The organism is Sulfitobacter sp. 1A13679 (genome assembly GCF_043557115.1).
GTDB classification, from domain to species: Bacteria; Pseudomonadota; Alphaproteobacteria; order Rhodobacterales; family Rhodobacteraceae; genus Sulfitobacter; species Sulfitobacter faviae.
In genome coordinates this window covers 16,488-42,577 of sequence record NZ_JBIFFO010000019.1, presented here as the reverse complement: position 1 = coordinate 42,577, position 26,090 = coordinate 16,488, and the positions used below count along the sequence as shown (strand labels likewise).

24 protein-coding genes and 1 pseudogene are annotated in these 26,090 nt (G+C 58.9%); 8 read left to right on the top strand and 17 right to left on the bottom strand.

From position 1 onward, the window contains the following. Positions 1 to 5: 5 nt before the first annotated feature. On the bottom strand, positions 6 to 1,631 hold the full coding sequence (locus ACGYLA_RS14765; RefSeq protein WP_340263819.1) for a benzoate-CoA ligase family protein: 1,626 nt from the start codon (positions 1,629 to 1,631) through the stop codon (positions 6 to 8). 83 nt (positions 1,632 to 1,714) lie between these two features. Next, the gene (locus ACGYLA_RS14760; protein ID WP_224556244.1) at positions 1,715 to 2,857 is read right to left on the bottom strand and encodes an FAD-dependent monooxygenase; all 1,143 of its coding nucleotides are present in this window, start codon (positions 2,855 to 2,857) and stop codon (positions 1,715 to 1,717) included. 86 nt (positions 2,858 to 2,943) lie between these two features. On the opposite strand from ACGYLA_RS14760, the gene ACGYLA_RS14755 reads away from it, so the two are divergent. Then, complete coding sequence (locus ACGYLA_RS14755) at positions 2,944 to 3,351, top strand: thioesterase family protein (protein ID WP_340263818.1); 408 nt, start codon at positions 2,944 to 2,946, stop codon at positions 3,349 to 3,351. Then, positions 3,344 to 4,138, top strand: a complete 795-nt coding sequence (locus tag ACGYLA_RS14750; protein WP_340263817.1) for a helix-turn-helix domain-containing protein — start codon at positions 3,344 to 3,346, stop codon at positions 4,136 to 4,138. Before ACGYLA_RS14755 ends, ACGYLA_RS14750 begins: the two co-directional genes overlap by 8 nt. Positions 4,139 to 4,222: 84 nt before the next feature. On the opposite strand, the gene ACGYLA_RS14745 is transcribed toward ACGYLA_RS14750, so the two are convergent. Together ACGYLA_RS14745 and ACGYLA_RS14740 are read right to left on the bottom strand one after the other, a co-directional pair. Continuing rightward, complete coding sequence (locus ACGYLA_RS14745) at positions 4,223 to 4,549, bottom strand: hypothetical protein (RefSeq protein WP_340263816.1); 327 nt, start codon at positions 4,547 to 4,549, stop codon at positions 4,223 to 4,225. 108 nt (positions 4,550 to 4,657) lie between these two features. Next, a complete protein-coding gene (locus ACGYLA_RS14740) occupies positions 4,658 to 5,299 on the bottom strand; it encodes a DNA-processing protein DprA (protein WP_340263815.1) in 642 nt (213 codons plus the stop codon). A gap of 1,164 nt (positions 5,300 to 6,463) precedes the next feature. On the opposite strand from ACGYLA_RS14740, the gene ACGYLA_RS14735 reads away from it, so the two are divergent. Further along, positions 6,464 to 6,673: a hypothetical protein gene (locus ACGYLA_RS14735; protein WP_132446336.1), complete on the top strand. Its 210-nt coding sequence runs from the start codon at positions 6,464 to 6,466 to the stop codon at positions 6,671 to 6,673. A 12-nt stretch (positions 6,674 to 6,685) separates the two neighbouring features. Here the strand turns inward: ACGYLA_RS14735 and ACGYLA_RS14730 are convergent, their stop codons facing one another. The 5 genes from ACGYLA_RS14730 to ACGYLA_RS14710 form a co-directional block, all read right to left on the bottom strand. Continuing rightward, positions 6,686 to 8,509 (bottom strand): ABC transporter ATP-binding protein, encoded by a 1,824-nt coding sequence (locus tag ACGYLA_RS14730; RefSeq protein WP_394433483.1) that lies wholly within the window; start codon positions 8,507 to 8,509, stop codon positions 6,686 to 6,688. After that, positions 8,506 to 9,342, bottom strand: a complete 837-nt coding sequence (locus tag ACGYLA_RS14725) for an ABC transporter permease (protein ID WP_132446340.1) — start codon at positions 9,340 to 9,342, stop codon at positions 8,506 to 8,508. Before ACGYLA_RS14725 ends, ACGYLA_RS14730 begins: the two co-directional genes overlap by 4 nt. Then, positions 9,339 to 10,280, bottom strand: a complete 942-nt coding sequence (locus ACGYLA_RS14720; protein ID WP_206054335.1) for an ABC transporter permease — start codon at positions 10,278 to 10,280, stop codon at positions 9,339 to 9,341. The genes ACGYLA_RS14725 and ACGYLA_RS14720 overlap by 4 nt, the downstream gene beginning before the upstream one ends. A gap of 101 nt (positions 10,281 to 10,381) precedes the next feature. After that, a complete protein-coding gene (locus ACGYLA_RS14715; protein WP_132446342.1) occupies positions 10,382 to 11,923 on the bottom strand; it encodes an ABC transporter substrate-binding protein in 1,542 nt (513 codons plus the stop codon). 73 nt (positions 11,924 to 11,996) lie between these two features. Then, positions 11,997 to 13,649: an amidase gene (locus tag ACGYLA_RS14710; protein ID WP_132446344.1), complete on the bottom strand. Its 1,653-nt coding sequence runs from the start codon at positions 13,647 to 13,649 to the stop codon at positions 11,997 to 11,999. Positions 13,650 to 13,812: 163 nt separating this feature from the next. Here ACGYLA_RS14710 and ACGYLA_RS14705 point away from each other — a divergent pair, with 163 nt between their 5' ends. Then, entirely contained in the window at positions 13,813 to 14,547 is a 735-nt protein-coding gene (locus ACGYLA_RS14705; RefSeq protein ID WP_132446346.1) for a GntR family transcriptional regulator, read from the top strand. Between the two features lie 2 nt (positions 14,548 to 14,549). On the opposite strand, the gene ACGYLA_RS14700 is transcribed toward ACGYLA_RS14705, so the two are convergent. Genes ACGYLA_RS14700 through ACGYLA_RS14680 form a run of 5 tightly spaced genes read right to left on the bottom strand, consistent with a single transcriptional unit; the run spans position 14,550 to position 19,220 of the window. Then, a complete protein-coding gene (locus tag ACGYLA_RS14700) occupies positions 14,550 to 15,350 on the bottom strand; it encodes an ABC transporter permease (RefSeq protein WP_132446348.1) in 801 nt (266 codons plus the stop codon). Next, positions 15,350 to 16,225: an ABC transporter permease gene (locus ACGYLA_RS14695; RefSeq protein WP_165935609.1), complete on the bottom strand. Its 876-nt coding sequence runs from the start codon at positions 16,223 to 16,225 to the stop codon at positions 15,350 to 15,352. The genes ACGYLA_RS14700 and ACGYLA_RS14695 overlap by 1 nt, the downstream gene beginning before the upstream one ends. Before the next feature lie 49 nt (positions 16,226 to 16,274). Continuing rightward, positions 16,275 to 17,453: a PotD/PotF family extracellular solute-binding protein gene (locus tag ACGYLA_RS14690; protein WP_394433478.1), complete on the bottom strand. Its 1,179-nt coding sequence runs from the start codon at positions 17,451 to 17,453 to the stop codon at positions 16,275 to 16,277. A gap of 44 nt (positions 17,454 to 17,497) precedes the next feature. Next, positions 17,498 to 18,583, bottom strand: a complete 1,086-nt coding sequence (locus tag ACGYLA_RS14685) for an ABC transporter ATP-binding protein (protein ID WP_132446354.1) — start codon at positions 18,581 to 18,583, stop codon at positions 17,498 to 17,500. Next, on the bottom strand, positions 18,576 to 19,220 hold the full coding sequence (locus ACGYLA_RS14680) for a pyroglutamyl-peptidase I (RefSeq protein WP_132446356.1): 645 nt from the start codon (positions 19,218 to 19,220) through the stop codon (positions 18,576 to 18,578). Before ACGYLA_RS14680 ends, ACGYLA_RS14685 begins: the two co-directional genes overlap by 8 nt. Before the next feature lie 145 nt (positions 19,221 to 19,365). On the opposite strand from ACGYLA_RS14680, the gene ACGYLA_RS14675 reads away from it, so the two are divergent. Beyond that, complete coding sequence (locus tag ACGYLA_RS14675; protein ID WP_132446358.1) at positions 19,366 to 20,250, top strand: LysR family transcriptional regulator; 885 nt, start codon at positions 19,366 to 19,368, stop codon at positions 20,248 to 20,250. Positions 20,251 to 20,318: 68 nt separating this feature from the next. Here the strand turns inward: ACGYLA_RS14675 and ACGYLA_RS14670 are convergent, their stop codons facing one another. The 3 genes and pseudogenes from ACGYLA_RS14670 to ACGYLA_RS14660 form a co-directional block, all read right to left on the bottom strand. Next, complete coding sequence (locus ACGYLA_RS14670) at positions 20,319 to 20,726, bottom strand: hypothetical protein (protein WP_132446360.1); 408 nt, start codon at positions 20,724 to 20,726, stop codon at positions 20,319 to 20,321. A gap of 41 nt (positions 20,727 to 20,767) precedes the next feature. Further along, positions 20,768 to 21,469 (bottom strand): annotated as a pseudogene (locus ACGYLA_RS14665) (IS6 family transposase). 93 nt (positions 21,470 to 21,562) lie between these two features. Then, on the bottom strand, positions 21,563 to 21,931 hold the full coding sequence (locus ACGYLA_RS14660; RefSeq protein ID WP_132446362.1) for a hypothetical protein: 369 nt from the start codon (positions 21,929 to 21,931) through the stop codon (positions 21,563 to 21,565). Between the two features lie 387 nt (positions 21,932 to 22,318). Between ACGYLA_RS14660 and repA the strand changes: the two genes are divergently transcribed. The 3 genes from repA to ACGYLA_RS14645 all read left to right on the top strand — a co-directional run bounded on the left by repA (position 22,319) and on the right by ACGYLA_RS14645 (position 25,698). Next, on the top strand, positions 22,319 to 23,503 hold the full coding sequence (gene repA / locus ACGYLA_RS14655; RefSeq protein ID WP_132446364.1) for a plasmid partitioning protein RepA: 1,185 nt from the start codon (positions 22,319 to 22,321) through the stop codon (positions 23,501 to 23,503). Further along, a complete protein-coding gene (gene repB, locus ACGYLA_RS14650) occupies positions 23,503 to 24,474 on the top strand; it encodes a plasmid partitioning protein RepB (protein WP_132446366.1) in 972 nt (323 codons plus the stop codon). Before repA ends, repB begins: the two co-directional genes overlap by 1 nt. Before the next feature lie 171 nt (positions 24,475 to 24,645). Next, positions 24,646 to 25,698, top strand: coding sequence for a helix-turn-helix domain-containing protein (locus tag ACGYLA_RS14645; protein WP_394433473.1), 1,053 nt, complete (start codon positions 24,646 to 24,648; stop codon positions 25,696 to 25,698). Positions 25,699 to 26,090: the final 392 nt, after the last annotated feature.

The window sequence follows — 26,090 nt, the reverse complement described above, 5'->3', positions numbered from 1 at the left end:
GTGAATCAATCGGTTTCCGGTTTGCGGATCAGCGCCTGACGGTCGATCTTGCCGGTGCCCGTCTTGGGCAGATGGGGCAGATAGTCGAAGAGACGCGGTGCCTTGTAAGGGGTCAGATGCGTCTTGATGTGATCGCGCAGCCGCTGTGTCTGCGCCTCGTCGCCCGTGCCTCCCTGCACGAGGCTGACGATGGCGCGCAGCGCGGTACGCTTGTCGTCCAGTTGCTCGGCCAAGACTGCGCATTCATTAACATCGGGGTGTTCGTTCAGGCAGCGCTCGACCTCGAGCGGCCAGACCCACTGACCGGAGACCTTAACCAAGTCATCGGCGCGGCCTTGGAAATAATAGAAGCCGTTCTTCTCGACGAAGCGGTCACCGGTGTAGATCCAGTCGCCGCGCATGGTCTCGCGGGTCTTGTCGGGCCGGTTCCAATAGGTCGGCGCCGAGGAGTGGCCGCGCACAAACATGACGCCCTCCTCGCCCGGCTGGGCGGGCCTGCCCTCGGGCGTCTCAAGTCGGATTTCATAACCCGGCACCCGCGCGCCTGCAGCACCCAAACGGTGATCGTCGAGCCGGTTGCTGAGGTAGATATGGAGCATTTCGGTGGAGCCCAGCCCTTCGGTGGGGCCGTGGCCGACCTTGGCTTCCCACGCAGTATAGACGTCTTCCGACAGGATCTCTGCCGCCGACATCGACTGCCGCAGCGAGGTGAGGTCCCGACTGTCGATATCAGGCGCACGGCACAGCGCGGTATAGAGCGTCGGCAGGCCGAAAAGCACCGTTGGCCGATAGATCTCGATGGCCTTCAACACCGCCTCGGGGCGGGGCTGGTCTGAGACCAGCAGCGTGGTGGCACCGACGGCAAAGGGGAAGACCAGAGAGTTGCCGAAGCCATAGGCGAAATAGGCCTTAGGCACCGAATAACATATATCGTCTTGGCTCAGCTTCAACACATGCGCGCCGAAGCTGTCGTGGATATAGGCCACGTCGTGATGCAGATGGACGATGCCCTTGGGCCGCCCGGTCGAGCCCGAGGAATACATCCAGAAGGCCATGTCATCGGGGCCGGTGTCCGCGGCGTCGAGAACCGTGTCGCTGCCATCGAGAAAGCTCTCCGCCTCAATTGACTTGGCAAGATCGGCACTGCCATTGGCGATGACCAGCCGGTCCAATTCAGTGCCTGCCAGCGTCTCGTCATTGAACACCCCGTCCAGTTGCGACTCGACTAGCGCAATACGCGCGCCGCTGTCCTTCAGGAAGTAATTCAGCACATCAGGCTTGGTCTGGATGTTCAGAAGCACCGGCACTAAGCCCGCCCGGACCGCCCCGTAAAAGGCAGCCGGATAGACCGGTGTATCATCAAGAAAGAAGGCAATCCGCTCGCCGCGCGTCAGTCCCGCGCGGGTAAAAGCATGCCCCCACCGCGCCGCCTCGGCAATCAATTCACGGTAGCTGAGGCTGCCGTTCGGACCGGTCACCGCGGTCTTATCGGCGTTGCGCGCGAGGTTCTGCCACAGAATGTCCGAGCAGTTGCGATGCTGCGCTTTGTCAAAGCCGATCTCTTGCGCGCCCGCCGCATTCAGAGCGACTGGATCGGTGAGCGGGGTCTTGGGGTTCGATCCCTGTGACATGGTGTTTTCCTCCCTCGGCCGGAGCCCCAGGTGGGGACTGCGCAGGCCGTGATGTTCCTACGTTGAGTGAAGGGGCCGAGCCGTCAGTCCGCCATGGTCCGTTTGGCGGCATAGTCTGCGGCGAATTGCGGCGCGATCTTGCGCAACCGCTCTTCGGTCATTCGCCCGGACCTCATCAGGTAGTCGAAGGCAAAATCCACCGGGGACAGCTGCATCTTCTGGCCAAAACTGTCGTACCATTCTGCCGAGGTATTGGCCGCATTGACGATCTTGCGCGCGATGGGCTGGCGGTGGTCTTGGTAACTGGCGAGCGCCGTTTCTAAGTCCGGTTCCGCCGCCAGGGCCTGCACCAAGGCAATGGCGTCTTCGAGCGCCAGCCGGGTTCCCGAGCCGATCGAGAAATGCGCGGTATGCACCGCATCCCCCAACAAGGCATACTTCCCGGCAACCCAATTCTCGCACCAAAGCCGGGGGAACTGCCGCCACATCGACTTATTGGTGATAAGCTTGGTGCCCTTCAACACGTCCGAGAAAAGCACGGCGCAGCGTTCGGCGCTTTCTTCCTCGGTCATCTCGCCGAAGCCAGCCTTACGATAGGTCGCTGCCTCGCATTCCACGATGAATGTGCTGCGGTCGGGGGTGAAGCGGTAATGGTGGGCGTTCATAGGGCCGTGTTCAGTTTCGATGAAAGTCTGGGTCAGTGTGCTGAATGGGATCTGCGCGCCAAACCACGCGAAGTGATTGTCGAAATAGTCGACCTTTGGCGCGAAACTCTCCTCGAAGGCGCGCCGCACCAGCGAGTTCAGCCCATCAGCGCCGATAACAAGATCGGCCTCCAGTTCCTCCACCTCCGTAATTTGGGTATCGAAGCGGATGGGAATGTCGAGGACACGCGCCCGCTCAGTCAGGAGCTGGATCAGGTTCAACCGGCCGATGGCGGTAAAGCCCACCCCATCCAAGGTCACCGAACCATCGGGCAGGTTCAACGTCATGTTTTGCCAGCGCTCCATATGCGGTGCCACCAGGTCATGGGTCTCGGGGTCATCAGCCTTGAGAAACTCCAGCGCCTGATCGGAAAAGACTACGCCGAAGCCAAAGGTGGCACCTTCTGGGTTTTGCTCGGTAACCCGAATACGCAGCTGCGGCATCAAACGGCGCAGCAGGATCGCGGTGTAGAGGCCCGCGGGCCCGGCACCCAGAATCTCTACGGTGGAAAGCTTTGTCATAGATCCCCCAAATCTCCTCGACCTTTTTTAAGGACTACTGTACAATTCTGAATTATGCAATTAATTTCATAATAAGGAATTGACTGATGACTGCGGCACAAGACTTTGATATCACATTCGGCGACTGCGATCCTGCCGGAATTGTCTTTTATCCCAATGCATTTCGATGGATGGATGCAGGTTTTCACACCCTTCTCAGACCTGCCGGCGGCCACGCGACCCTTTGCCGAAACCTGAAAGCTGTGGGGGTGGGTTTGGTCGATGCCTCTGCTGAGTTCCGCCGTCCGATGGGCGATGGGGATCGTCTCTCATTGCGAATCACAATCACCGAATGGTCACCCCGGTCGTTCACTCTGCACTATGACGGCACTGTTGAGGGCAAGCGAGCTTTCCGAGGTCGCGAGGTGCGCTGTCTTTTCACTCGGGCGGAAAGCGGTATTGTGGCCGCTGACGTCGCGCCGCTGCGCGTACTATTGGAGACCGAAAATGTCTGACGAAACTGCCCACGGCCAGGGATTGAAGTCCCTCGATACTGCCCTCGGGGTACTGTCCTATCTAGCTGCTCAGGGCGGGCCACAGACACTTTCCGACATTGGCCGAGGCTGTGGCATGCCGCCCAGCAAGGTGCATCGTTATCTTGCCTCCTTCGTAAACGCGGGGCTGGTGCAGCAACAGGGACGCTCAGGGCAATATGATCTGGGGCAGGGGGCACTGCAGATCGGTCTGGCAGCCTTAGCTCGTCACGATTTCATCAACGCCGCCGCAGATGGGCTGGCCGGACTGTCCGCCGACACCGGCATGACGGTACTGCTGTCGGTCTGGGCCAATCAAGGCGCAACCGTGGTCCGCTGGGAGCGCGGCGCCGCCCCGACAGACACCTCGATGGGTTTGGGGACCACTCTACCCCTGCTCACCTCGGCCACCGGGCGAGTGTTTCTGGCCTGGGGCCCGCCTCGCGCCATCGCGCCGGTGCGCAACACCCAGCTGCGCCGCCTGGCGCGACAGCCCAACCTGCTGCTCGATATAGAACCGTCAAAATCCAGCGTTGCCGAATTGGCAGAACGCACCCGCGCGCGCGGTTTTGCGTCGATTGAGGGCCGGTTCATCCCCGGCCTCGTCGCGGCGGCAGCACCCATTCTCGACTGGCAAAGCGAAGCCCAAGCTGCTGTCACCCTTGTCGGCACCGACCCTGCCACCGTTGCCGAGGCCGCCGCGCAAACTGACCTGCTGTTGACCTACTGCGCGGCGAAATCCGTCGTTCGCGAGAATGCAAAAGTCTAAGAATGGATTGATGCTTTCCCAGTGCGGCGAAGATCGCCTTCCAACCGTTCGTCCGTGTGGTCCATTAAAGGCGCGCCGGAGATTTCATGGTTCACTATACGGATTACCTGTGGCACAGTTGACAATTCTGCAAGCGCAAGGACCGGAGACGGTCTCGATCTCATCCACAAATCCGAGAGTACGCATCACAGCAAAGATGTGAATGGTGGCGTTCGGATATTCCTTCTGGAGCAGTTCCGCCCTGGCGGCGGTCGTTGCGCCCTTGGTCAGGACATCATCCACCAGCGTGATTTGCTCTGGCTGCAACAAGTCAAACCGCACGTGGAGGCTCGCCTTATGAGTATCTATCAAAGGCCGCCCCACCGCCGCTGCGAAGGCTGATTTCTGAACCGGAGAGATGCGTGTAATCATTGCTTCCACACCTGCGCCATACCCTGCTGCGCTCAGAATGTCCGCGATCGCCTTGAGGGTTCGGATGTGCCACGCGGCGAGTAATTGGCGAAGGTGCCGTAAGTAAATTCAGAAGACACTGACGCTCGCAGCAGTGCAATTTGGGATGTCTTCCAGCACAGCGGGTAGATCATCGCGGCGCAAGACCTGCGCGCCATAGCCGATCATCTCCTGCGGCCAACTAAGCGCAGAATTCTCCACGATGCTCTGAAGCAGAAATACCATTCGTCCAAGGCGGAGGGCTTCCCACCCTTGATGGCGGGTGCCGCTTTTCTCGCTGGCTTCAATGATAATCGTTGCATCGGAAATCAGCGCCATGGTGCGATTGCGCTGCGGGAAATTAGTGCGGCGGACGGGCGTGCCTTCAGCGAACTGCGAAATGGCCAGATGCTCGCCCTTGATGCGATCCAGAAGCGGACGGTTGCCTTTGGGGTAGGGTTCGGAAAGCGGAGTACCCAAAACAGCAATCGTGCGCCCACCCAGTTCGATGGTGGTTTCATGCGCAAAAGTATCGATCCCGTCCGCCAACCCGCTGACCACAGTGATACCTTGCTCGACCAGTGCACGCGTGACCGCGCGGGCACGCGTTTGCCCATCCGGGCTTGGTTTGCGGCTGCCAACGACCGATACGCGCCTGCCCTCGGACAGCAACGAGACATTACCTTCGAGATAAAGGCGCTCCGACGCATGTTTGTTCTCGAAGCTGTTCATCGCCCCGAAAAGCTCCTGCATGCGGACAAGGTCAGATGTATTATGAGCATGCAACATACGTTTTCTCCCTCGAACAGTGTAGCGGAGGCAGATTCCAAGCGCCACTATTCAATGCAAGGCAAGCCCAGCGCGATAACCGCCCCACCTTGCCGTCTCTAGTTATGTCCGATAAGTTTACATTATCGGACATTCTGGAATACCCTCCCAGCCATGGTAGTGTCGTTTTAGTTTCATGGGTGGATTCAACCGAAATCGCCTCTCTCGTCGAGGAAATTTCCATTTAACCGGCGGACGGGTCTCTTGCTTAATCTGTGGACGCGTTCCGCTCCTGCGTCAATCGTGCGCTTTCCTTTACCATTCGGTAGGTCCCGCCCATCCGTGAGCCACGGCAATTGGGCCGCACGCCGGAACAGGACGAGGGCGGCCTCCGGCAGGACCGCGCCGGGGCACCAAATCTGTTCCAAAGAGATCATGCAAGATCACCAGCGTCAAAGCCCGCCAGCTCACTGGTAGGTGCTGAAGAGGCGCAGACCGACCGAAGGCCGCGCGGGCCTCGTAGGGACAATTCCACCCCGGTTCATCGTACCAGAGCGCGAGGACGGGCCGGGCCGCACCGTCGCGATCAAGTGGCGCCCAGAGAGTGCGAATTGCATACTCGAGACGATCAAAACGGCCTGGGTTAACTCTGACGATCCGGCTGATCTGGCTTTGGAGATCGAGGACGCCTCCGGCGAAATCCGCCTTCGAAGGGTCCTCTGCTGTCTTCCCTCCCCCGCCAGTCAAAACGGCATCGCACTTGCGACAGAAGGGGCGCAGCGGTCCAGGAGCATGGTCCGGTGCGTCGGGCAAATCACCAGCTCTGCCAATCGCCAATGCGTCCGGCTTTAAACATCGCCCTCACAAAGGACTGAACAATCGGGCCGAGAACAGCCATCTGCCGTTTCGAAAACGAGAGCGGTGCATGCAAGGGTTTCGCTCTCCGGGCGGGTTGCAACGATTTGTGACTTGCCAGTCTGCCGCCAGAAACCGCTTCTCAATACTCGCCCGTCGCCGTTCCGCAAACGCAACACGCTATCACAGAATGGAGGCCTTCGACGCTTGGAAGGAGGCCGCGAACATCTGACGCTCCAAGACCGGCCATCTCTTCGCGGCTGGCGAGTTAAGTTGACAACACCCCAACTGCCGATGTCGCGTTTCACCTGGCTGGCCAATTACCTTGACCTAACAGCGGCGAGCCTGCCGTTGTGGCAGGTCAACGACCTGCCCGCCGGGGCGCAGTTTGTGATGCAGCGCGATCAAGATGCGCGGCTCTTGGCGTTTCTTACCGCGGCTGAAGGGATCAAACCGCGACTGTCGGAAAGAGCGATGGCATAAACGGCGCCGCCCTCAAGTTAGCGCCGTCTTAAGGACCAAATGACCGGGGGCGACCTCATCGTATTCCGACGGACCGGGCTCGTGCCCTACCGGGAACACGGGCGAAGGAATTGGCTTGAACGTCAACTCTTCGCCCAGGCTTCGGCGGGTCGGATCTGCGATAGGCACGGCGCTGAGCAGCGTGCGGGTGTAGTCATGCTGGGGCGCTTCAAACACCTGTGCGCGGCTGCCAATCTCGACCAGCCTGCCGCGGTACATCACCCCAACCCGGTGCGAGACCCGCTCGACCACCGCCATGTCGTGGCTGATGAACAGAAACGAAATGCCCATCTCGGCCTGAAGCTCCATCATCAGGTTCAGCACCTGCGCCTGCACAGACACGTCCAGCGCACTCACCGCCTCATCCGCGACGATCAGTTTGGGCCGCACCGCCAAGGCGCGAGCGATGGCCACGCGTTGGCGCTGCCCGCCTGAAAGCTCGTGTGGAAAGCGCGACATGTAGCTGCGCGGAAGATGCACCCGGTCGAACAATCCCGCGACGCGGTCCTCGATTTCGCTACCCTTGGCCAGATCGAAGTTCCGCAGCGGTTCGGACACCTGATCGCGCAGACGCATATAGGGGTTGAGCGAGGCGAAGGGGTCCTGAAACACCATCTGCATGTCGCGCCAAGCACGGCGCAGGTTGCGGTCGCTCAACACGCCCACGTCTTCGCCATCAAGCAGCACCTTGCCCGATGTCGGCTCAGACAGCCGTAGAATGGACCGACCGCAGCTTGATTTGCCGCAGCCGGATTCGCCGACCAGCGCGAGTGTCTCGCCCTTGCCGATGGTAAAGCTCACATCCTCGACCGCATGCACATTCGCCACCACCCGTCGCAGGATACTGCTTTTGATCGGGTAGCGCGTGGTCAGGTTCGAGACCTCCAGCAAAGGCGCGCGGGTTTCCGGAACGACCGGCGCAATGGTCCGCCCCTCGTCCCCGATCAGCCGCATAGGTTCGGGCGCTGTCTTGCCGCGCATTTCGCCAAGCCGGGGCACCGCGGCGAGCAGCGCCTTGGTGTAGTCCTGCTTGGGATTGGCAAAAATTTCCTCAACCGGCCCTTCTTCGACCAGCTGACCACGACGCATGACCACCACCCGGTCCGCCACCTGTGCGACCACGGCCATGTCATGGGTGATGAACAGCACCGCCATGCCAGTCTCGGCCTTCAGCCGATTGATGAGCGAAAGGATTTCGGCCTGAATGGTCACATCAAGAGCTGTGGTCGGCTCATCCGCGACCAACAGGCGCGGTTTGCAAGCCATCGCCATGGCAATCACCACCCGTTGCCGCATGCCGCCTGACAGCTCGTGCGGATATTGCTTTAGTCGACGCTCGGCCTCCGGAATGCGGACCTGTTGCAACAGCTCCAGCGCACGGGCGCGGGCGTCTTCTGCTGACATCCCCATGTGCATACGCAAGCCGTCGGTCATTTGACGCTCGATGGTAAAGACCGGGTTGAGCGAGGTCATCGGTTCTTGAAAGATCATGCCGATTTCATTGCCCCGGATACGGCGCATGGTGGCGTTGTCGGCCTCGGCCACATCCAGGAGCCCGGCGTTGCTGGCAAACTCCAGCTTACCGCCCGTAATCTTGCCGCCGCCAAACTCAACCAGCCGCATCAGCGAAAGCGAGGTGACCGATTTGCCCGAGCCGCTTTCGCCGACCACGCAGACAGTTTCGCCCGACGCGATGGAAAAGCTGACATCTTCGACCCCGACGATGGGGCCGTCTTCGCCCTGAAACTCGACCCTCAGATTGTCGATCGATACCAATGGTCTGTCATGCAGGGTCATCCCGCGCCTCCCTTTGATCTGGGGTCCAGCGCATCGCGCAAGGCGTCACCGAACATGTTAAGCCCCAGCACGGTCAGCGCCACGGCGGCACCGGGCACCAGCGCCGTCCAAGGCGCGCGGTCGAGGTAGTCGCGTGATGCTTGGATCATCAGCCCCCAGGAGGCATCGGGCGGCTGGGTGCCAAGCCCCAGAAAGCTCAGCCCCGCTTCGGCAAGGATCGCAAAGGCGAGGCTGATGGTCGATTGCACGATCACGGCCGGCATGATGTTGGGCAGGATATGCCGCACGATCAGCCGCAGGTCCGAATTGCCCGCCGTTCGGGCGGCTTCGACATAGGGCATCTGCGCCACGCGCAGCGCCTCCCCCCGGATAATCCGCGCCAGAAAGGGAGCAAAGGCGATGCCGATGGCGATGATGGTGTTTTGCAAGTTTGGCCCCAACACCGCGCTGATGGTCAGCGCCAGCAGCAATGCCGGGAAAGCCAGCAACGTATCGACCAGTCGCATTAGTACATTGTCGGTGGTCCCGCCCGCATAGCCCGAGATTAGGCCAAGCGGCATGCCGATCAGAATCGACATCAGCACGGCGGCACTCGCAATCAGGATCGAGGTCTGCGCCCCCAGCAATACCCGATAAAGCAAGTCGCGCCCTAATTGATCGGTGCCGAGCGGATGCGCCCATGTCGGCGGCGAAAGCCGGGCGCGCATGTCCATCTTTGTGGCGAGCGTGTCGGGAATGAGCATCGGCGCGATGATCGCAATCAAAAGCACGGTCACGACCAGCGCGATACCCAAGATTCCCTTGGAGGTTCGGAAAGAAGCAGGCAATTTCATGACAGGCGAACCCTCGGGTCAACGACGACGTAGAGGATGTCGACAAGCAGATTGGCGAGCATGACCACGGCGGCGATCACAAAGACGCTCGCTTGGATCAACGGCATGTCCCGGTTCAAAAGCGCCTGATAGGTCAGCCATCCCATGCCGGTATAGTTGAACAGGCTTTCGACCACGATGATCGAGCCAAACAGATAGCCCACCTGCAACCCGGCCACCGTCATCACCGGGCCGACCGCGTTGGTCAGACCATAGCGCCAGACCACGGTGTTTTCGCTCAGACCCTTGGCGCGGGCCACGCGGATGAACTCTTGGTTCAGGATGCCGGTCATGGTGGCGCGGGTCATCCGGGTCAAATGCGCCATCAGCCCCAAGCCGAGCGCCAGCGAGGGCAGCAACGCATGTTTCAGCGCCATCGCGAAATCCGTACCTGGGTCGACAAAGCCCGAAGACGGCAACCACTGCAGCCCCCGTGCGAAAAGCAAGATCATCATAATGCCCCAAAAGAAGTCCGGCAGACTGACCCCCAAAAGCGCGGCAGAACTGGCCGTGGTGTCCTGCCACCGATTGGGATGCACCGCCGCCCAAACCCCGAGCGGGATCGCACAGCTCAGCGCGATCGACATCGACATCACCACGATCAACCCGCTGGCCTTCATCTTTTGTAACAACAAAGGCGCGATCGGCTCCTTGAACACCAGCGAGGCGCCCCAGTCGCCGGTGACCATACCGCCGATCCAACGCCCGTATTGCACCACCAAAGGCTCGTTCAGCCCGAGCGACTCGCGCAGCCCGGCGAGAGCTTCGGGGTTGGACTGCGTCCCCATGATCATCATCGCGACATCACCCGGTAGGATGTTCGTCACGGTAAAAGTGATCGCTGAGATCAGAAACAGCGTCAGAAGCATCGATAGGATGCGGTTGAGGATATAGCCCACGGCCTGCCTGCCCTTTTAGATTGCGCAGGCCCGGAGGCGCTGCGTGTTTTTGCCGTTTGTGCCGGGGCGGTCGCGCGGTCGCGCCGCCCCGGCACTTCGGATCAGTTTTGCAGCCAGACCTTGTGGAAGTTCAGGTTCGACCCGTTGGGATGCACAATGGTATCCAGCCCCTGCACGGCGGGCTGCGCACCGATGGTGCCATTGCGGAACCACAAGAGCACGTCCAGCGTCTCGTCATGGACGATCTTCTGCACCTCTTTATAGACCTCTGCCCGCGCTTGGGGATCGGTGGTGACCCGAGCTTTGGCCGTCAGTTCGTCCACCTTGGGGTGCGAAATCTTCCGGTAGTTGAAGGCCCCTTCGGTGTTCCACATCGAGTAATACAGGAAATCCGGCTCCCACAGGGTGAAGAAGTTCATCATGGAAATCTGGAAATCCTTGTCGACCCAAACCTGGCTCAACCAATCCGACCATGTGAGCTGCTCGATGGTGGCGTCAACGCCGGCCATGCGGAACCATTCTAGCATGATCTGCGCCGCCTCGATGTGGTAGGGGTAGTTTGTCGTCGCCTTGAACACGACCGACAATTCGCCCGGCCCATAGCCCGCTTCCGCCAGCAAGGCCTTTGCCTTTTCGATGTCTTGCGGACGCTGCTTCAGATCGTGGTTGTAGGAGGCCGAAGTGGGATAACTTGGCGAAGCGGTCACCTTGCCCTGACCCCATAGCGCGCCTTCCAGCAGCGCTTCCTTGTCGATCATGTAGTCAAAGGCTTCGCGCACTTTCGGGTCTTTGAAAGGCTCGAAGTCGTGGTTGAAGTTCACGAAGTCCCAGTTCAGCGGGAACCACGACACGACCTGAAGCCCCTCCTCGGCCTCGATCTCGGTGATGCGGTCGGCGGGGATGTCGTTGATCATATGCAACTCGCCGGTGCGCAACCCGGTGAGGCGCACGGTAGGCTCGGTGATCTCGCGCGCGATGACCTTGTCGAGGTAGGCTGGCCCGTCCCAGTAGTCGTCAAACCGCTCCAGTTCCACTTCGTTGCCGAACTCGCGGCGCACGAACTTGAAGGGACCACAGCCAATAGGCGTGTTGCCCTGCTCATCGCCGCTGCCGGCTGGCATGACAACGCCCGCGCCGTTTTCGGCGAGGCGGAAGATGAAGGGCGCGTTGACCTTGTCGAGCGTGACGACCACGGTCGTGTCATCCGGTGTCTCGATGCCAGTGACATTGTTGAACACTTCAAAGTTGACCGCCCCTGTGGCCGGATCCTTGCAGCGCTCAAAGGAATACTTCACGTCTTCCGAGGTCATCTTCTTGCCGTTGTGGAACATCACGTCATCACGCAGCTTGAACGTATAGACGGTGCCGTCGTCGCTGATCTCGTAACTCTCCGCGAGGTTCGGGATCACGTTTAGGTCCTTGTCCACGGTCACGATGGAGTCGTGCACATTTTGCAGAACACGCCCGGTCGACGCGGTGCCGGTCTGGTGCATATCGAGGTTCTGTGTGGTTTCGGAATGGCCCCAAATTAGGGTGCCGCCCTTGACCGGCTCAGCCTGCGCCAGCGCCGGCAGCGCGACAGAGGACAGCAGCGTGCCGCCAAGCAGGGCGGAGGTGGATTTCAAAAATTGCCTTCTTTTCATGGTGGTCTCCTTGTTGGTCGCGGGCACATGGGCCCGCTGTTTATCCGCCCCGTTCGGGGTCGTTGTATTTGGGTTATTTCGGTAGGTTTGGTCGTTCCGCAGCGACGCCCAGTTTTGCCTCAAGCGCTTGCCCGAGGTTCAGGATCGTGCCCTCTTCATACAGCCGACCCCAAAGCGAAATGCCTTGCGGCACGCGGTGGGTTTCACCTCTGTCGTCGGCGTCGCCGGTGGTTAGCTTGCCTGCGCCAAGCGACGCAGGGCTGCGCGTGCCCAACTGTTCGAAGCCCGCGCGCAGGTGCAGGCAGGGATGCCCGGTGAAGTTTGACGCCACCAGCATCGGCCCAGTCATGAAGGGGCCGATCAGGGCATCAACCTCGTCAAACAGCCCATCCAGAGCCTGCATCACGAGATAGCGCAGCCGATCAAGCTGAACGTGATCCACAGCCGAAAGGAAACGCGCCTTGCGGAAAGTGTTGGGCCATGCGCCCTCGTCCTGCCATGTCAGCGTGTCGTCGGCGTCGGTCAGGGTGAGCGGCTCAAAGGCGGCAGCGGCTTCGGCATAGAGAATGTTCATCAGCGCGCCGTAAGGCAGGTCGGGCAGCGAGACTTCGACAACGTCGATCCCAAGCTCACGTGCCGCCGCCAGCGCGGCGTGATCAACCTCGGTGGCGCCCTCAGCGAAGGCCTCGGGCAGATAGCCTAGCTTCAGCCCCTCGATCCCCTTTCCGGCGTCGAAGGCCAGCGGCGCCTGCACGGTGCAACGGTCCCCCGCATCGGCTCCGTTCAAAGCGTCCAACACCAGTGCTGTATCCTCCACGCCGCGGCAGATCGGGCCGACCTTGTCGAGCGACCAACACAGCGCCATCCCACCTGCCCGGCTGACCCGGCCAAAGGTGGGCCGCAGCCCGGTGGTGCCGCAGCGCTGACTGGGCGAGGTGATCGAGCCGAGAGTCTCGGTCCCGATGGAGAAGGCGCAGAGCCCTGCCCCCGTAGCCGAAGCCGACCCGGCGCTGGAGCCGGACGACCCTTCTTCGAGGTTGAACGGATTGCGGGTGCGCCCGCCATACCAGATGTCGTTGTAGGCCAATGCGCCTAGCGTCGTCTTGCCCAGAATCACCGCCCCGGCATCGCGCAGCAGCGTGACGATGCGGGCATCGGCCTCGGGCACCCGATGTTGGTAAGGTTCGGCCCCCCAACCGGTCACGATGTCCTTGGTGTCGAAGAGGTCTTTCAGCCCGTATGGAATGCCATGCAGCGGGCCAAGGTTCTTGCCCTCTGCCGTCAGGGCGTCCATCTTGTCTGCCTCGGCCAATGCCAAATCGCGGGTCACCGTGGCGTAGCAGTAAAGATGCGGGTTCAGACGCTCGATCCGGTCAAGATAGATTTCCGTCAGCCGCCGACTGCTCAGCACGCCCGAACGTATCCAGACCCCCAATTCAGGCAAACAGGCAAAGGCGATGTCTTCGTCGTTGTCCGGCAAAGGCCGCTGGGGCTCGCTGGCTTGCACACCGTCGGCGGTGGGCATTTCGAAGCCCGGCAGGCGCGGGTCGAAACGCGAGGCCATGGGCACCGAATTGGGCAGCTCCACTGTACGCCGCGCCTCGGCCGAAGCAATCTGCCCCTCAAGGTTCCCAATCATCTGCGTGCGTTCCTTGGCCGTATAGGCGATCCCCATCAGGCGTTCTGCGGCTTCGATGTCTTTTTCGGTGATCGGTCGGGAGTTCATGGGTTTGCCTCGGATAATTCAAATGGAATTCGGAATGCTGCGTCCGCAAGATCGGTGCAGCGGATTGACAGGTGACGCGGTGACGTAGGTTGCTATACCCCCAAGCTGGACAGCGGATTAACCATTCATTAACAATATCGATATTAAGAGGCGGTCGAAATTTATGTCAACAGCCCCGGACATTTCACTTCATAGTCTGACCGCAGACCTGCCGCGCGTGGGTGGCCGGAAATCCGAACTGGTTTATACCGCTTTGAAACGGGCGATTTTGTTCCGGCAGCTGGTCCCCGACCAGCAACTGTTGGAACAAGAACTGGCCGCTGTCTTCGGATGTAGCCAAGGCACGATCCGCGAAGCCCTCTTGCGCCTCGCCGATGACGGGCTGGTCCGACGATTGGGCTATCGCGGCACCCGGGTGACTGAGACCAGCCTCGAAGAAGCCGTTGAAATGGTGCGCGTTCGGCTCACCATCGAACGTGGCGTGGCCCGCAAGATCGCGGTCGCCGAGATGGGCCCCCATCGGGAACGGATGGACGCGCTTTTGGCCCGGATGGCGCAGGCCCATGCCCAAGACGACCTGTTTCTTGGTGCGGAACTTGACCGTGAATTCCACTGCGCGCTGGCATCGGCCGCTGAAATGGACCTGCTCCGCCCAGTCTTGCTGCGCTGCACGCTTCATATCCATCGTTTCACCCTCAGCAGCATCGAAGTACCCCGCCAATATTATCAAGAAGCCGGTGTCGATGCGGAACATCAAGCCCTGTTCGAGGCACTGACCTGCGGCGATCCCGACCGGGCTGAACGCGTGATTTCCGAGCATATCGCCCACGTCCTCGAACGCTGGGCGCCTTCGGTCTATGATGCGATCGGTCCATCTCTCTTTGCCTCCCTGCGCTAAGACTACCGGCTCTCAGCCGCCGCCGATGAAGTCCCGCCGCGTGCCTTAAGCACGAGCAGCAACATCACCAGCAATGTCACGAGGATCAACAGCGTCATCAGCGCATAAAGTGTCGGGCTCAGCCCCACCTGTTTATACTGCGCCCATAGATAGGTCTGCAGCGTATTGTGACGCCCCTGCACAATGGATGTACGGATCGTCTCATTGAACGAAAGGATCAGAGCAAAGGCCGCGGCGCCCCCCAATCCGGGTCGGATGTGCGGCAATTCGATGTTCCAGAACGCCTGAAAACGGTTCGATCCCAACAGGTAAGCGGCCTCAAGATAGGCGCCCTCAAAACTCGACATCACGGTCATGATGATCAACGTGGCAAAGGGCAGCGCCCAAAGCACCTGAACGGCAATCATGGTCAGCAGCGAAGGATCAATGTCTAATGTCTTGAAAAAGATCGCCGTGGCCACCCCCATGCTGACCCCCGGCACGAAGAGCGGCAGCAGCACCAGCGACAAGAGCAGCCGCGGCTTGCCCCATTCGCGGATCGCCTGCGCCACCGCCAGCGCCAGAAGCGGCGTGATCACCGCCACCGCCACCCCGATGATCAGGGTGTTGACCACCCCGCCCATCAACCTTGGGTCGTCCAGAATGGCGGTGTAGTTGGCGAACAGCCCGTTCGCCTCGGTATCTCGGAACGAATGAATCAGTGGCGGCAACAGCGGCGCGTAAAGAAACAGCAGCACTGCCCCTAAAAACAGCCACATTAAGACAAGCGCGCCACGCGACCGTTGTGTATTGCTTCTGTCCATCAGCCGCGCCCCATGATTTTACCCAAGAACAGCCTCAGGTCGAAGAAGTAGAACCACGCGGCCAAAAGCAGCAGCATCACGAGGATCGAAAATGTCGACATGGCGGCGGCCAGTGGATAGTTCACCACGTCCAGCGAGCTCATGATCGAATTGCCCAAAAGCTGGTATCCGGTCCCGCCCAGAATGGTAGAGACGGCAAATTCGCCAAAGGCACCGACGAACCCAAAGATCGCGGCGGCAAAGACACCGGGCAGCGACAGCGGCAAGGTGACCCGCAGAAAGGTGCGGAACCGGCCCTCGCCCAGCATCCAACTGGCCTCTTCGTGGCGCTTTTCACCCCCGCTGAGCGAAAGCCAGATCGGAAAGATCATGAAAGGCATATAGGCGGTGACGAGCCCGAGATAGACCGCGAAGGTGCTGAACAGCAGCCAGTCCATCGGCGCGTCGATCACCCCGGCCTGCATCAGCAAAGAGTTCACCACCCCGCTGCGGCTAAGGATATCTGACCACGAAAAGGTGCGGATGACGAAGTTCACCAGAAACGGCACCGAGAACAAAAACAATACCGTTCCGGTCAGCGATGCCCGCACTTTGCGGGTGATGATATAGGCCAGCGGATAGGCCAGCAGCAGCATCACCGCCGTCGCCGTCGTCGCCACCCAAAGACTGCGCAGGAACACATCGAAACGGACCCCGCCCAGAAAGGTTACATAGGACTTCAACGTCAGGTCCGGCACCATCGTCAGCCCGGTCTTGGACCAGAAGCTGACGATGATCATGATCACGATGGGGCCAAGGATCATCAGCGCCACGAGGGCGAGCGGAATGCCAAGGGCGAGTTTCCACAGCGTCTGGCTGTGTCGCGCAATATTCATGGTCGCGTCCTTTCGCAAAGCTCTGACATATCCCTGCCCCACCGACGCATTACGACGCCTTGAACCGCTGCCATTCTTCCTCATAGAGGTCGACATTGGTCGGCCAGCGGTTCTGCCAGGTGCCGCCAGTGGCGAAACGGTCCTGCACCCCACTGTCGATCGCGGCGATCTTCTCGGCCTCTTCGGTGGTGAAGGCATCGCTGTTGTCGCGGGCAAACTGCGGTGCGGTCGGGTTGGTCATATAGCCGCGCAGCCCGGTGATCTTGGCGCCGTACCATGGCCCCAGCATGAAGTTCAGCAAGGCATAGGCCGCCTCGGTCTGCTCGGCGCTGCGCTCGGGGTTGTTGACGATATAAGCCGCCATCGCCCACATCAGATAGCCTTCGCGTGGGGCAGCATAGCGGACATTGGCACCCTGCGAATTGGCCACGAAAACCATCGGCTCCCAGCAATCCATGACGTGCACCTCTTTGCTGACCAACAAGTTCACCGCCTGCTCAAAGCTCGACCAGATAACTCGGAACTGCCCCTCTTTCTTCTTCTCGATGAGGAAATCGATCACCGTCTTCAACTCGCCCTCGGACATGTCCGACGGGTCTTCGATCTCCGCAAGCCCATTGGCCTTGAGGTAGAGCGCGGTTTTCTGACCGGCTGTCGTATAGTTGTCCTCGATCGACACATAGCCGCGGAACTTGGGATCAAACAGCGCGCCGTAGCTGTCCAACTCCCCGGTTTCGTCGGGCAGATAGGCAAATGAATCCGCCTGAAGGACCGTTGGCACGCCGTAAAGCTCACCGTCGTAGCCAACGAAGTCAAAGCCGGGTGTGCCCTTAGCAAGATACTTGTCGATATAGGTATTGGTCTCGAGGTTAGGCAGCTTTGAGCGGTCGATCTTCTGGATCAGGTCCGCTTCCGCCAAGGGCTTTTGCATGCCGCCCACGATGTTGATGATGTCGAAGGTCTGCATGCCGCCCCCGGCAAGCAGCTGGTTAATGATCGCCGCTGGTGCGTTGCCAATCGAGACCATGTTGACGCTATGGCCCGTGGCATCGCTGAACCGGCTCCAGTCGCCCCCCGGATCGCCCACACCGATATCCGCAATGGTGATCTCATGCCCCGCTTGGGCGAAGGCCGGCAGGCCCGTTACAGAAAGTGCACCGAGCGCAGCACCGCTGCGCAAGAAAGCGCGACGGTCAAATCCGCCGAAAGTCGTGGTCTTATGTGTCATGTCATTCTCCCAGAAAATGTTGTGCTTCAGGTCTCGCTCGATCCCTAGTCGCTGTCTGCCTCAAGAACGATCAGGTCATCCGCCGCAATATGAATAGCGCGCTCATCGCCTACCCGATGATCACTCTGCGCGGCATGGATCGCCGTGAGGGACTGCCCGTTAGGCAGTTGCAGTTCGATATTGCTGTAAGACCCCCGGAACGAAACGCCGGTAACTTCTGCGCGTAGCGTCAACCCGTCACCTGCCGGTGCCCCCGCCGTCTCAGCAACGGGCCGGACCTGAATGGCCTCGCCCCGCACCGCCACCATGCCGCTGTCCGTGCGCCTCCCCCGGCGATCAATCATCAGGCTTTCCCCGGCGAGGGTCATGCGCACCTCTTCACCCTGCGCGTCCAGATCGGCCGAAAGCAGATTACAGCCCCTGAAAAAGCGGGCGACGAAAGGCGTGCGCGGGCGGTGGAAGATCTGTTCCGGCCGGTCGCATTGGACATAGCGCCCCTCGTTTAGCACTGCGACACGGTCGCTCATGGTCAGCGCTTCTTCTTGGTCGTGGGTGACATAAATGAATGTCGTGCCCGTGCGCTGCTGGATGCTGCGCAACTCGTCCTGCATCTCGCGGCGGATCTTTTCATCGAGGGCGGAGAGAGGTTCGTCCAGCAACAGAATTGCCGGGCGCGGCGCCAAAGCCCGCGCGATGGCTACGCGCTGCTGCTCGCCGCCCGAAAGCTGGTTCACGTTACGGCTCTCGTAGCCCTCCAGCCCCACCAGCGTCAAAAGTTCAGAAATTCGGCTGGCCGTCTCTTCACGACTTAGGTTTTCGCGGCGCAGCCCGTAGCCCACGTTTCCGGCGACGTCGAGATGCGGAAAGATCGCATACTGCTGGAACACCATGCCCAGATGCCGATCCCAAGGCGGCACCGACGTCATGTCGCGCCCGTCGATCACAATGCTGCCGCTGTCGGGGTATTCCAGCCCCGCGATCATCCGCAGCACAGTCGACTTACCCGAACCGCTGGGCCCCAGCATGGTAAAGAATTCGCCGCGTTCGACCGTCATCGAGAAGTCCCGCGCCGGCGTCGCTCTGCCAAAGCGTTTGTGAAGATGCTCGAGCTTTAGGATCGGGTCAGTCACCGTTCGGCTCCTCCAGCAAGGTTTTCACGGCGACCCCCCCTGCCCGCGCCATCATCTCAAGCGCCATCGAAGGCCGCATCTCCTTCTCCGCATCTTCAGCCGCCACCATTTCGGGCGTCATCGGCAGATGCATAAAGCCACAGTTCATTTGCGCGACACCCGTCTCAACAAGATGGAGGGTCGTATAAAGCATCTGGTTGCACAGGTGATTGCCGGCAGAATAGGAAATTGCCGCCGGAATCCCTTGGTCGCGACAAGCCGTGACAATGCGCCCGTTTGGCACCGTTGCATCATAGGCTGCAGGGCCGCCAGACACAGTCGCCTCATGTGCCAGCGTCAACCCGTCATTGTCGGGCACATCGAAGGACCGCCAATTGGTCCCCAAAGCCTCCAGCCGAATCCCGCAGGCCCCTGGCGCAATGCCAAAGCCCAGCCAGTGATCCGGCGCGTATTTCCCGATTGCATCCGTCAGAAAAGACATAAGTCCCTGCGTGCGTACCGGCACTTCAAGATGAACAACGCGGTGATGACCCCAATCCAGTCCCGCCACGCGTTTGGCCGTTTCAGAGGCAGGATTGTTGTCTGCCTTCGCCCAGGCGCCATAGCCGGCGACAATCACAGTCTTCTGTTCGTTCACACCGCGCTCCCCCTGTTGGTTGGTTAAGGAATGCTATGCGAACAAAAGCCATACCAACAAATCGTATTTACACATGAAGCTATGTGTGAATGTTATGGAGCCATGATTTACCGGGCAGTTTTGAGGCCTTAGGGGGACCGACATCATGCAATTTCGTCAGATCGAGGCGTTTCGTTTCGTCATGATCACCGGTACCATCACCGGCGCCGCCGAGATCATGGCTGTCTCGCAGCCCGCCGTCAGCCGCCTGATCGGAGACTTGGAAGCGGCCTTGGGCTTCCGCCTGTTCGATCGCGTCCGGGGCCGCTTGCTCCCGACCGAGGCCGCAGGCCGCTTCTTTCAGGGGGTCGAAAAGTTTCATGTCGGTCTCGATCAGCTTGACCGGATCGCCGAACAGATCAGGACCGACAAACCCGCCGACCTCAAGGTCTGCGCCACCCCTGCCCTATCCACCCATTTCTTTCCGCCCGCCGTTCGCCAGTTTCAAACGCTCTACCCGTCAGTCGATCTGGTCATCGACAGTTTTTCCTCTTCCGAAATCGTAAACCGATTGCGCAGCCATCTGACCCATCTCGCGGTGACACTGGCCTTCCCCGAAACGCCGGGCGTCGTACAAGAGCCACTGGTCACTACCTCTCATGTCTGCGCTGTCCATGAGAGCCACCCATTGGCGAAAAAGGAGGTCGTCACGCCTCAGGATTTCCGTGGGGAACGGGTGCTGAGGATTCTGCCCAGTGGGCTAACCAACTGGAACCTTGTCGCTAAAGCGCTGACGGATGCGGGGGTGGATTACGCCCAAAGCATCGGCATCCAGACGTCGCACACGGGCTACAGTCTGATTGCTGAAAACCTAGCGATTGGTCTGATCGAACCTTTCGCGGCAAGTGCGTGGCGGAACAATGGGGTGGTGGTGCGGCCCTTCCACCCGGAAGTCACTTTCGACTACGTGATTGCCTATTCAGTGATCCAACAGCGCACCGAGCCGTTAAAGGCTTTCGCCAAGATTATCCGCGACATCGCATCGGCCTGAACCTATGGCTGGCCTAAAAGCGGCCGCTGCCCGACGGTGGTTCCCCGCGGTGGCGGGGAACCGCCTCTTCAATCTTTCGCGTCGAGGGCGGCTAAGAAAGCCTCAATGCCTTGCTGAAGCCGCGCCTTTGGTATGGCCGAGAAGTCGCGCTCCAACCGCAACTCGACCTTCTTCCCATCCAAAGCGGTCACCCGGGCCTCACCCTCCGGCCGGCCCATTCTGAGCGAGGTTTTCGAAACCGATTTCCCTCCCTTTGATCCTGTCTTTTTTTCCACAGACAGCGCATTTCGGAGCACCCCCAACTCGGCATCCTTGTCTCGGTCAGGAAGCCCGTCCAGTTGTTCTACAATACGTCGGGCAGCGTCGGGCCGTCCCTCAACCAGCTTATAGAGGTCCAGCCCCAAAGCACGGGGGATTGCTTCGGGATAGCGCACAGCCCCTTCAAGTGCCGCCAATACCCATGCGGGTGTTGTCACGTTAACTCGCCGACTTTTCAAGTTGGCATGCCGATCGTTGATCAAGGGGCAATTGCCGCGGATTTCCACGCCTCGAAAGCTTCGAGCCGATGGTAGCGGATGGTGTGAGCGGACCGACGGCGGGCTGGGACAGAGAAATGATTGCGGGTTGCGGACTGCATAGAGACGAACCGCTGCAGTCCGCCCGGTGATCGGAAGCCCTGCATTACTCGCTCTCGTTTTCGGAAAGGCAAATGGCTGTTCTCAGCACGGTTATTGAGCCCCTTATGTGACCAATGATCAAGGCCGGGAGTCACCTCACGTTTGGCGGCACCATAGGAGCGCAGTTTGTCCGTAATGATCCTTTTGGGCACGAAGCCCCACCGTTTTATCAGCTTGAGCAAAAGCCGCTTTGCGACGCGCTTGTCTCGTCTCGATTGAAGGATTTCCTCAAGAACGACGCCGTGTTGATCAACCGCGCGCCACAGCTAGTATGACCGGCCCGCGATCTTCACAACGACTTCGTCCAGATGCCAGACATCGCCAGGGCGCGGCTGCCGTCGCCGTAGAACGTGGGCGATCAGGGGGCCGAACTTGACGGTCCAGCGTCGGATCGTTTCATACGAAACGTCCACGCCACGTTCCAGCATCAGCTCCTCGACCTCGCGCAGGCTCAAGTTGAATCGGACGTAGAGCCAGACAACATGAGCAATGATCTGGGGCGGAAACCGGTGGCGCTTGTAGTTGATTTTCAATGTCTGCATCGATGCCGCCTACGCCCAGATCCAATGAACCAGCAACCTCACGCCCGTTAACGTGACAACACCCAACACCGGTCACGTGATCGATAAAGCCGTTCAGACGGATACCCGTAAAATCTTCACGCCAACAGCGGCAAACTTCTTGATCGTGTCGGCGGGCCATACCACGTCAATCTCTGACGCGATCTGCTGGACCTGCCCGAGGATCACCCAACCGCTACTACCTTCACCAAGCTGAAAAATAGTGAAAAGACGGAAAAGATGGAGGCGCTGTTTAGCGATTCCGAAATGCGCAAGGCGCACAGCATCACCGAAGCTCAAGCCAAGCGCATCGACACGTGGTTTCCCGAAGGCATGGTGTAAACAAGAGGCGGGGCGCTGACAGGCGTCCTGCCCTACCCAATCCTTGTGGTGAGGATCAACTGGCTTCGCTGCAGCGGAGCCATTTTTGCTATTGAAGGACATCCGATCCAAGATTCCGCAGGATCCAATCTTGCGAGATTGACCTGAAAAGACGGGGACCAGCCCCCTGCCCGTTCAAGCCCGGCGCTATTCGCGCGGAATCGCTATCGCGAAATACCATTCCGATGTGGAACAATTGCGGCATTGGTCTTTTGACCGATTCAGGTGGGCCACCAAACCCGATCGCCAGACAAGCCAATGATGCCCTTCCGATGAGTTTACAGTTGTAAACTTTGACCGTATTAGCAGATAGTTCCTAGTGTCTCATCTTGCGCATTACGACGTGTTAGACACTAAATATAAGAAAATCGTTGACTTAGAGAGGTGAATCACACCTTTTATCCCCAAGTGGCGCGAAAAGAGCCACATTGAGCAAATTGGGGCAACCAGATGATTCCCGCGACACTGAGTATAACAGACCGACCATCAGAGTTAGCAACGGATATTTCCGAGCGGCTAAACCGTGCCATCCGCGAACATTTACTCTCTGCATTCGCGCCCGACAACACAAAATCACTGCGCCCCTTCTCGGCCCCAGAGGCCGCAGAATTGCTCGGCGTGTCCGGCCAGTTCATGCGTAAAGTCCACGGCGAAGGCACGGTCCCGGAGCCAAAAGACGTTCGCGCTGGCCGCCGCTACTACAGTGCCCATGAACTGTGGGAAGCCCGCCAAATCCTTGAGATTGCGTCTCGAACAAAGGGCAGATACGTCCCTGGACGCAAAGAAGGCGAGCGATTGCAAGTCTGGCAGTTGATGAACTTCAAAGGCGGCAGCAGCAAAAGTACATCGACAATTCACCTGGCCCACTATTTCGCACTTCATGGCTACAGGGTGCTTGTTGTTGACCTGGACCCACAAGGGTCGCTAACCTCAATGTGCGGCATCAACCCAGAGATTGAGTTTGATGGCCTCACCGTTTATGACGCCATCCGATACGATGATCCGGTGCCGTTTTCTGAAGTCATCATGCCCACATATTTTCCGGGACTGTCGCTTGCTCCGGCACGCCTGCTACTGTCCGAATTCGAGACTGAATCAGCGGTAAACTCAAATCCTGACCAGCCCTTCTTCCTGCGCATTCGCAATGCATTGGCCCAGGTTGAAGACCAGTATGACATTGTCTTGATGGACAGCCCCCCACAGCTGGGCTTCCTGACGATCTCCGGCATGGCCGCAGCGACATCCCTTATCGTTCCTCTCACGCCCTCAATGCTCGATGTGTCATCCACTGCGCAATTTCTCGAGCTTGCCGGTGCCTATATGGGCGTCATTGAGGATGCAGGAGCCGCGCTCCAATATGATCACTTCAAATTCCTCATCACACGCGACGAGCCAACAGACATGCCGTCACAACAATTGACCTCGTTCATGCGCGCTCTCTTTATGGATCGCGTCATGGCGGCCACGGCGCTCAAGAGCACCGCAATCAGTGATGCCACGATGCTCAAACAATCAATCTACGAAGTTGTCCGCTCTGAGATGACACGGGCGACCTATGACCGGGCCAAACAATCGATGGATGCTGTTGGCAGCGAAGTTGAAGCAATGATTCACCAAGCATGGGGGCGTAGCTGATGGCACGTAAATCACTTCAGGATTTAAGCGGAATTGCCAAAACAATTGCCAATTCCAGCCCGCAACCCAAAGATCGAACCACAAAGACCACAGCACCCGCCTTGGGCGCATTGCAAGGGTCGCTGTCAGCCATTCGCGAATTGGATCCGTCACTCATCGTCGATTGGGGCCCCAAGGACCGCCTAGACGGGTTTACAGCTGTAAACTCCGAAGATGATGGCGACGGCTATGAAACCCTCAAATCCAGCATCAAGGACGGCGGCCAACAAGTTCCAATCTTGGTGCGAAGGGCAGGGACCGAGGGCCTATTTGAAATCATCTACGGGCGCCGAAGATTGCGCGCCTGCCGAGACCTTGGGCTGAAAGTCCGCGCCAACGTTCAAGATCTCGATGACGCCACAGCCCTTCTCGCCAAAGGCCTTGAGAATGCCGCACGTCGCAACCTGTCGTTTTATGAAAAGGCTCGGTTTGCAGCCGTCATTCAAGCGGCAGGTCACAACACCAAAACTGTTCGGCAGGTTCTGAGCCTGTCCGCGTCAGGGCTTTCTCACCTGACCAAGGTTACGGACAATATCCCGGACCATGTCGGCGATCAAATTGGAGCCGCTCCAAAGTCGGGCCGCCCAAAGTGGACCGCCTTGGCCGAAGCCTTCGCATCCAAGAAGGTCAATGCATCATCATCCTTCGCAATCCTGTCAAAGTTGAGTGATGAGCTGTCGTCAGATGACCGCCTTGAGCAGCTTATGAGAGAGATTACGCGTCGTGGAGCGCGTCCAAGCGAGGGCAGGGAGGCAACACCGGTCCCAGGCGTCACCATCAAATCGGGACGCGCAACAATCGGGATGTCTATCAAAAGGGCAGGGGAGAACGCAGCTTTTGCTGAGTGGCTCGACCGTGAGCTCGAGGACATCATCAAGAAATCCTACCAGGAGTTTACAGCTGTAAACCCTGCGGATGACACCAGAGGTTAGAGCAACAAAGGAGGACGTAAGCAAAGAGAAACCCCCGAAACCGAAGCTTCGAGGGCTGTAACGCATTTCTACGCTTCTCAGATTAGACACCTGAAACGTAGCAGTCACCGAATCGCTAAGCAATAAAAAACGCCCTTGGGTGAACGGGAAATCTTTGCCTGCAGGCCAATTATGAGAACAATTCAAGGAATGGCTCCTGCTGGAGCACGCTCGTCGCGCAAAGCGACGGGGCAGGGAGGTATTGCCAAAAACAAATGGCAACTCCTCAAAACAATCGAAGACATCCGGGAACCCCTCGGCTTGAAAGGCACGTCCATCTCTCTTCTGAGAGCGATGATCTCGTTCCTACGTGTAGATCAGGTTGATGCCACGCGCGACGAGGGGCATATTTGCTTTGCGTCAAATGCCTCCCTCGCAAAACGCGCTCATGTCAGCATCCAGACCGTTGAGCGCCACATTGCGAAACTGGTGTCCTTGGGCCTGCTGACGCGGCGATCGAGCGGTAATGGCAAACGGTGGGCACGCCGAGATCGCCAAGGCAGCATTGTCCTTGCAACAGGCCTGTCACTCTTGCCACTCGCAGAGCGTTATCCTGAGTTCATGCGCATGGCGCAAGACCACCAGGATCAGCAAAACGAGCTGGGACGGCTCAGAGACATGTGCTCGGCAGCCCTGAGCAACCTCAAAGCACATCTCATGCCCGCCAATTGGGGCGAGAGCCTCCTATCAAAGGCACGCAACCTTTTGAGACGCCAACCAGATAAGCAAGCTTTGAGCGATCTTCTTTCTGAAATCACTGCGGAAATCTCGAAAATAACCTGTGCAGAAACAGATAAATTGAAGACCACTGACCCCGAAATTGAGGGGCATAAAGAGACTTCCAAGACTCAGTATGTTAAAGAAGAAACTTCTTTTCAGATTGAAGTAGGCCAAGAAGAGATGGAGCGGGCCTATCCAAGGCTCTGCGCAGAACTCAGATTTGCTAAGAACCAGGAGCAGTGCCATCGCTTATTGGACGATATAGCCGGATATCTCAACCTCGGGAACATTTGGTTTTCAATCAAGGACTTTGGTCCAGCGCTTAGTTTTATGATCTTAGGGTACCTCTTGGAGCGCACTGAGACGATCAGTAATCACCGCGGCTATGCCTTCAAGATAGCGCAGGATATTTCGAACAAGAGCCTCGATTGGCGTACACTGCTGAAGAAACCAAGGTTAAGTTAGGGCCTCTCTGAAAACACACGAATGTCGGCGTTGTAAGCACTGAAAATAGCGAACAGTTAAAGCGCGCACTCAATACCATTCTGAAGCCCATATGCATGACATCGTCAGAAAGACTGGAATTACTCGTTTATTTTCTGAGCAGTAAAGATTGACCTTTTGGTGAATATAAGGAAATTGGAGTTAACCTTACTGGACAGTAAATATGAGCGAACTAGTGCAGATGTTCAAGCAGACGTTGCGCGGATCGGTGATCCGGCGCGGTCGGGGCTCGATCAGACTTGACCGCATCTCGCTACGGGGTGGGCTGACGAGTCGATCTGCGGAGTGCATTTGGGCCAGCGGCCATCGCCGCGCGAACAGGCCGGATACACGGCAGCCCTGCAGGAACATTT